Origin of the sequence: Aquabacterium sp. (genome assembly GCF_004297345.1) — a bacterium.
Lineage (GTDB): Bacteria > Pseudomonadota > Gammaproteobacteria > Burkholderiales > Burkholderiaceae_C > Aquabacterium.
On record NZ_SCTN01000440.1, the window covers coordinates 22,795 to 29,702 of the forward strand.

General features: G+C 60.7%; 8 protein-coding genes. 3 read left to right on the top strand and 5 right to left on the bottom strand.

The features are described 5' to 3' along the window. Positions 1 to 241: 241 nt before the first annotated feature. The 3 genes from EPO09_RS17095 to EPO09_RS17105 all read left to right on the top strand — a co-directional run bounded on the left by EPO09_RS17095 (position 242) and on the right by EPO09_RS17105 (position 3,112). A complete protein-coding gene (locus tag EPO09_RS17095) occupies positions 242 to 1,927 on the top strand; it encodes an electron transfer flavoprotein-ubiquinone oxidoreductase (protein ID WP_290644801.1) in 1,686 nt (561 codons plus the stop codon). A 94-nt stretch (positions 1,928 to 2,021) separates the two neighbouring features. Then, positions 2,022 to 2,429: a MerR family transcriptional regulator gene (locus EPO09_RS17100; RefSeq protein ID WP_290644803.1), complete on the top strand. Its 408-nt coding sequence runs from the start codon at positions 2,022 to 2,024 to the stop codon at positions 2,427 to 2,429. A 92-nt stretch (positions 2,430 to 2,521) separates the two neighbouring features. After that, positions 2,522 to 3,112 carry an NAD(P)H-dependent oxidoreductase gene (locus EPO09_RS17105; RefSeq protein WP_290644805.1) on the top strand — a complete coding sequence of 197 codons (591 nt, stop codon included), beginning with the start codon at positions 2,522 to 2,524 and terminating at the stop codon, positions 3,110 to 3,112. A gap of 41 nt (positions 3,113 to 3,153) precedes the next feature. On the opposite strand, the gene tadA is transcribed toward EPO09_RS17105, so the two are convergent. The 5 genes from tadA to EPO09_RS17130 form a co-directional block, all read right to left on the bottom strand. Continuing rightward, positions 3,154 to 3,768 carry a tRNA adenosine(34) deaminase TadA gene (gene tadA, locus EPO09_RS17110; protein ID WP_367200083.1) on the bottom strand — a complete coding sequence of 205 codons (615 nt, stop codon included), beginning with the start codon at positions 3,766 to 3,768 and terminating at the stop codon, positions 3,154 to 3,156. Between the two features lie 2 nt (positions 3,769 to 3,770). Further along, a complete protein-coding gene (locus EPO09_RS17115) occupies positions 3,771 to 4,391 on the bottom strand; it encodes a 2'-5' RNA ligase family protein (protein ID WP_290644809.1) in 621 nt (206 codons plus the stop codon). Positions 4,392 to 4,420: 29 nt separating this feature from the next. After that, on the bottom strand, positions 4,421 to 4,684 hold the full coding sequence (locus EPO09_RS17120; protein WP_290644811.1) for a hypothetical protein: 264 nt from the start codon (positions 4,682 to 4,684) through the stop codon (positions 4,421 to 4,423). A 57-nt stretch (positions 4,685 to 4,741) separates the two neighbouring features. Next, a complete protein-coding gene (gene guaA, locus EPO09_RS17125; RefSeq protein WP_290644817.1) occupies positions 4,742 to 6,322 on the bottom strand; it encodes a glutamine-hydrolyzing GMP synthase in 1,581 nt (526 codons plus the stop codon). A 29-nt stretch (positions 6,323 to 6,351) separates the two neighbouring features. Further along, positions 6,352 to 6,908: MFS transporter (locus tag EPO09_RS17130; RefSeq protein ID WP_290644813.1), on the bottom strand; the 557-nt coding region annotated here is incomplete at its 5' end.

Here is a 6,908-nt window from a genome sequence, read left to right on the forward strand (position 1 = left end):
CTTCAACAGTGCGACAGGATTTTTCGCTGTCAGAAACGTCTGTGACCTTAGCACGGCTGTCGCTACACCATCCCTTTTGTTGCGGGATGGACGACGGTCAATCTTGATCCCCCGCATTGGCGGGGACATTTTCGAACGATCGTGCTTTTTTCTGAGAGAATTTGGAACCATCCCCGACTTAGAATCGCGGACTTGATTAAAAACAACTGAACCCTGTTTTGTCCGAACAGAAGGAATCACGATGACGCCCCAGGAAATCCTTGAGCAGTTTGGCCCTCGCGAGTCGATGGAATACGACGTGGTGATCGTCGGTGCCGGCCCCGCTGGTCTGTCTACTGCGATCCGTTTGAAGCAACTGGCTGAAAAGGCCGGCAAGGAAATCAACGTCGTCGTGCTCGAAAAGGGTTCTGAGCCTGGCGCTCACATCCTGTCGGGCGCCGTGATGGACCCACGCTCCATCACCGAGCTGTTCCCCAACTGGAAGGAACTGGGCGCCCCGCTGAACCAGCCTGTCACTGGCGACGAAGTCTATGTGCTGACCGAAGGCGGTCAGATCAAGACGCCTGATGCCCTTGTGCCCAACTGCATGCACAACGATGGCAATTTCGTTGTGAGCCTGAGCGACGTGACCCGTTGGCTGGCTCAACAGGCTGAAGGCCTGGGCGTGGAAATCTTCCCTGGCTTCGCTGCAGCTGAAGTGCTGTACGACGACAACGGCGCCGTCAAGGGCGTGGCCACCGGCAACATGGGCATCGACAAGACCGGCGAGCCCACAGGCGACTTCCAGCTCGGCATGGAACTGCTGGGCAAGTACACCATCTTCGCTGAAGGCGCTCGCGGCCACCTGGGCAAGCAACTGATCGCCAAGTTCAACTTGGCTGACGGCAAGGCCCCTCAAAGCTACGGTATCGGCATCAAGGAACTGTGGGAAATCGATCCTGCCAAGGCAAAGCCTGGTCTGGTCGTCCACACCGGTGGCTGGCCCATGAACACCGAAACCTTCGGTGGCGGCTTCCTGTACCACCTGGCTGACAACAAGGTCACCCTGGGCTTCGTGGTCGGTCTCGACTACAAGAACCCCTGGCTGAGCCCCTTCGAAGAAATGCAGCGCTGGAAGACCCACCCGGTCATCAAGCAGTACCTGGAAGGCGCCAAACGCATCAGCTACGGCGCACGCGCCATCAACAACGGCGGCCTGCCCAGCCTGCCCAAGACCGTCTTCAAGGGCGGCGCCCTGGTTGGTTGCGATGCCGGCTACATGAACGCTGCCCGCATCAAGGGTTCGCACGCCGCGATGAAGTCCGGCATGCTGTGCGCTGAAGCTGTGTTCGAAGCCGTGATGGCTGGCCGTCAACAAGACGAGCTGAGCGCCTACCCCGCGCTGTTCGAAAAGAGCTGGCTGCACGACGAGCTGAAGACCTCGAAGAACTTCAAGACCTGGTTCAAGAAGGGCTTCTACGTTGGCACGATCATGACGGCCGTCGAGCACTGGCTGCTGCCCCGCCTGGGCATGAAGGAAGCCCCATGGACCCTGCGCAACCCAGCGCCGGACCACACCTTCCTGAAGCCTGCCAGCCAGATGCCGAAGATCGAGTACCCGAAGCCCGATGGCAAGATCACCTTCGATCGCCTGAGCTCGGTGTTCATCTCCAACACGAACCACACAGAGCACCAGCCGGCTCACCTGACGCTGAAGAACGCTTCGGTGCCTGTGCAGACCAACCTGGCTCAGTTCGCCGGCCCCGAGTCGCGTTACTGCCCGGCTGGCGTGTACGAGTTCGTGAAGAACGACGACAACAGCGATCGCCTGGTGATCAACGCGCAGAACTGCGTGCACTGCAAGACCTGCGACATCAAGGATCCCACACAGAACATCGTGTGGATCACGCCTGAAGGCGGCGGCGGCCCGAACTACTCGGGCATGTAAGCCACGCACGGCGCGGCACAGGGCCTTGGGCTTTGTGTACACGGTCCGGCAGAAGGGGAGCCCATCGGCTCCCTTTTTTTTATTTTCACCTCACATGCGCTCACCCACGTTCACCATCGGACAAGCGGCCCAAGCCACGGCCGTGTCAGCCAAAGCCATACGCCACTACGAGGCACTGGGCTTGCTGCCATTCGTCTTGCGCATCGGCAGCTACAGGCATTACGACCAAGCGCACCTGCTGGCCATTCGCCTGATCCGGCAGGCACAGGATCTGGGCTTCACACTGGCCGAATTACGCGCCCTGGTACGAGAAGACGGCTGCACGCCAGACTGGGCCGCCTTGGTTCAGGCGATCGAAGGCAAGCGGCAAGGTATTCATGCAGAGATGGCGCAACTGCGCGAACGCGACACAGCCCTGATGGCTCTGGCCCAGACATTGCCCGAACTGATGGCGCAATCCAACGATTGCGACGTCATTGCCTCACAGCTTGTCAAAAGCTGAAATGCATGGCGCCACTTTCACACCCAGGCACTTGACCTTGCCCCCGGGGGCAAGCTTTACGGTAGCGGTTGTCACAACACCGCTACCGACTCATGCCCGCCCGCCACATCCTGATCATTGCCGCTCACCCCAGCCACGCCAACGATGGCGGCCTTGGCGCAACCATGGCCCGCACCTATGCACAATCCGCTGCGCAGGCTGGGCATCAAACCAGGATGCTGCAGCTCGACCAGTTGGTCTTCGACCCCATCCTGCACGAAGGCTACAAGCGCGCACAGGCACTGGAGCCTGATCTGGCCAAGGCACAAGCAGACTTCCTCTGGGCCGACGAGCTGGTTTTCGTCTTTCCCCTCTGGTGGGGCGGCATGCCCGCCTTGCTCAAAGGTTTCCTGGATCGCGTGCTGCTGCCTGGCTTTGCGTTTCGCTACGATCCACAAGGCCAAGGCCTGACGCCTTTGCTCAAGGGCAAGACGGCTCGATTGATCATCACGATGGACACGCCAGGCTGGATTGAACGCTGGCTCTACGGTCGCCCCGTGATCAGGCAGTTCCGCTACCCGATCCTGCGCTTTTGCGGCATCAAGCTCGGTGAGGTGCGTTACTTCAGCTCTGTCATCAAATCCAGTACGGCACAAAGGCAGGCCTGGATTCAAAACGTTCACCACTTGGCGCTTCGCCAATGATGACTGCGCCGCCCTATTCCAAGATGGCACAAGCCAGGCCGTCAAGACCCGTCTGGATGAGCTTCAATCACGTGGCCCACAGGAATAGGATCCAATCCCTCGTCGGCAGGCTCGATCACGTCCAAGCCATGCAAGGCCTGACGCGCCGCAATAGCCTTGCGCTCGTCCCGTTGCGCCTTGATCTGGGCGCGCCGCTCGGCAAAGAACAGTTTGAGCAACTGGCTGCTGGCATCTGCCAGCACACCACCCACGATGTGCGTGTGATGATTGAGCTGCTTGTTCGCAAACAGATCGAGAACCGATCCCGCCACGCCCGTCTTCGGATCCGTGGCGGCGAACACCACGCGCTTGAAGCGGGCATGCATCAGGGCCATGGCGCACATCGCACAGGGCTCCAGCGTGACAAACAATTCGCACTCTGGCAGACGGTAGTTCGCCAGCAACTGCGAGGCATGCCGCAAAGCCACGATCTCCGCATGAGCTGTGGGATCGTGTGTGGTGATCGGGCGGTTGTAGCCAGTTGCGATGACCTGCCCGTTCAGCATGATCACCGCCCCAACAGGCACCTCGCCAGCCAGCCAGGCGTTGTGAGCCTGGTCCAGCGCGATGCGCATGGCGTATTCGTCGCTTGAACTGGTGGGCTGTGTATCAGTCACGGTCATTCGTTGGAAGCAGGCTTGGTCGATGTAGATGCTGCGCGCAAGGGCCAGCGCCCCTCTTCAATGTAGATGCCCTCTCCGACCACCGAGCGGATCAGCACAAAGTCCCGCGCCCGCCACGCGATGGGCGTAATCGCCTGATCCGGCACTGGCGAGCGGCCATAAAACAAGGTCAGATGAGGCGTGAACTGGCGATGATGCTCGCCCTGCGTCAAGCCGGCGCGCTTCATTTGCTGATCCAGGGCTGCCTGGAACGACATCAGGGCCGATGAGGTCGCACCTTGCAGCACAACCGGCAGCCGGCCAGGTTTGCCGTGAAAGCTGCCCACTCGCCCGAACGACACATCAAACGGTGAGGCCGCGATGCCCTCAGCCACATCCCTGGCTGTACGCATGACGCCAGCCGGCACCTCGCCCAGGAAGTTCCCGACATGAAAAAGTGTCACGTGAAAGCGGGCGCTTCGCTCGGCCTTCACAGCCACACCCTGCGCTCGACCCAGATCCATCGCCAGCTCTTGCGCTTGCGTGGCTGCGCAGGCATCGGGCATCAAGGCCAGAAACAGGTTGTGGAGCCGCTCAGCCTTGGGCTCGAAACCATCCAGGGACATCTGATCGGACATGAGCGCCCTCCTCACTCAGCGCGCTTGGCTCAGGGCTTGTCCGCACCGCCCAGACCTCGCTCCACATCTGAAGCTCGGTCCTGCATCAAGCGTTTCATGTCGTCCTGTACGCGCTGCTGAACCCGCCGCGCATCGTCGGCATTGCCAACCTGAGGCACATCAACACCGGCGCCGGACGCAGCCGAAGTTGCTGCGCTTGGCGCAAGTTGATGCGTCGTGCTCAACTGCTTTCTGGCAAGAAGCGCCACGATCAGCAATGCCAACAACAAAGACAACAAGCCCAGCGCTTTCATACAGAACTCCTTCGCCGTGACGGCATGCTCAGCAGATCACGTGGGCCTGGCGCCCGCTTATTCCCACTCAATAGTGGCGGGCGGCTTGCTCGACACATCGTAAGCCACGCGGTTGATGCCACGCACTTCGTTGATGATGCGGCTCGACACCTTCTTGAGCAAGGCATAAGGCAGCTCGGCCGAATCGGCGGTCATGAAGTCGCTGGTCTCGACCGCACGCAACGAGACAACGTATTCATACGTGCGGCCATCGCCCATCACACCCACACTCTTGACGGGCAGGAAGACGGTGAAGGCTTGAGATGTGAGGTCATACCAGCTCTTGCCGGTTTCGGGGTCGATGGTCTTACGCAACTCTTCGATGAAGATGTGGTCGGCGCGCTGCAGCAGCGACACGTACTCTGGCTTGACTTCGCCCAGCACGCGCACACCCAGGCCTGGGCCGGGGAAAGGATGGCGGTACACCATGTCAGCAGGCAGGCCCAGCGCCACGCCCAGCTCGCGCACTTCGTCCTTGAACAGTTCGCGCAAAGGCTCCAGCAACTTCAGGCCCAACGTCTCTGGCAAGCCGCCCACATTGTGGTGGCTCTTGATCGTGGCCTTCTTGGACTTGGTGCCGCCGGACTCGACCACGTCCGGGTAAATGGTACCTTGGGCCAGCCACTTGGCATTGGTCAACTTCGCGGCCTCGGCCTGGAAGACCTCGACGAACTCGCGGCCAATGATCTTGCGCTTTTGCTCGGGATCAGTCACGCCCTTGAGGTGGCCCATGAACTGCTCCTGCGCCTGCACGTGCACGACCTTGGCGTGCAAACGGCCTGCGAACATGTCCATCACCATCTGGCCTTCATTGAGGCGCAGCAAACCGTGATCCACAAACACGCAGGTCAACTGATCACCAATGGCGCGGTGGATCAACGCGGCAGCCACAGACGAATCTACGCCGCCCGACAAGCCCAGGATCACTTCCTCGTCGCCCACCTGCTCGCGGATCTTGGCCACGGCTTCTGCGATGTAATCGCCCATGATCCAGTCGCCCTTGCAGCCACTGACCTCGCGCACAAAGCGCGTCAGCATGGCATGGCCCTGCACGGTGTGCGTGACCTCGGGGTGGAACTGTACGGCGTAGTAGCCCTTCTCCTCGTTGGCCATGCCGGCGATCGGGCAGCTGGGCGTCGACGCCATCAGCTTGAAGCCCTCTGGCAGCACCGTGACCTTGTCTCCGTGGCTCATCCAGACCTTGAGCATGCCGTGGCCCTCGGGCGTGCCGAAGTCCTGGATGCCATCCAGCAGCTTGGTATGGCCATGCGCGCGCACCTCGGCATAACCGAACTCGCGGTGATCGCTCCACTCGACCTTGCCACCCAGTTGCACGGCCATGGTCTGCATACCGTAGCAGATGCCCAGCACGGGCACGCCCAGGTCCCACACTGCCTGAGGGGCGCGCAATTGGTGATCTTCGTAAGTCGATGCGTGACTACCCGACAGGATGATGCCCTTGGGCGCGAACGAGCGAATGAACTCGTCGCTCACATCGCTGGGATGGATCTCGCAATAGACGTGGGCTTCGCGAACGCGGCGGCCGATCAGTTGGGTGACCTGGGAGCCGAAATCGAGGATGAGGATCTTGTCGTGCATCATGTTGAAATCTCTTGGTGCAATCTGGTTCAGACGTTCACGCTGCGTGCAGCAGGCGACTCATGGGCATGCTCGGGCCGACTGAAGTAGCGCAGCCCGATGATGGCGGCCACGGCCTGGATGGCGCCACACAGGTAAAACGGAGCCCCCACGCGCCAGTCGCCGTGGGGATAGTGAGAAACGGCTGCCAGCAGTGGCGTGCCCATCAAGGGGCCCAGCACCGCAGCCACGCTGTTGATGGATGACACGGCACCCATGCTTTCGCCCTGGCGAGTTGGGTCAACGGCATTGGCTACCAGGCTTTGCAGACCGGGCTGCACCATGTAGCCAAACACATTGGCCGCGATGACGACATACATCATCCAGCCCTCCGGCACCGCGCCCCAGGCCACAAAGGCAATGGTGGACGACACCAGACCAATGCGCACCAGCTTGTGGGTGGGGATGACTTTCTGGATCTGACGCAGCAGGCCGCCCTGTACAAGCACGGCCATCATGCCCACGGCAAACAGCGACATGCCGTTGTCCTTGGGCGTCCAGCCAAACTTGAATTCGTTGTAGAGAAACCAGCTGGTGTGCAGGCAGA